At 31.3% G+C, this 211-nt stretch carries 1 tRNA gene; it reads left to right on the top strand.

The features are described from left to right. Window positions 1-10: 10 nt before the first annotated feature. Window positions 11-83, top strand: a tRNA-Gln gene (locus FAY33_RS17935). The last annotated feature ends 128 nt before the right edge of the window (window positions 84-211 follow it).

Raw genomic sequence — 211 nt, 5'->3', positions numbered from 1 at the left:
GTTGTGTTAATGGGCTATCGCCAAACGGTAAGGCAACGGACTCTGACTCCGTCATTTTCAAGGTTCGAATCCTTGTAGCCCAGTTGTTTTTCTTAATTTCATGAAATATATATGAAATTAGTATTTATTATAAAATTGCTTTTTTTGGAAATATTTGTAAAAAAGCTTGACATTTTTTGAGAGTTTATGTATAATAAATCTCGTTGTAGTG

This window comes from Clostridium sp. HBUAS56010 (genome assembly GCF_007115105.1).
Lineage (GTDB): Bacteria > Bacillota > Clostridia > Lachnospirales > Lachnospiraceae > Lacrimispora.
This window is presented reverse-complemented; position numbering and strand designations above follow the sequence as displayed.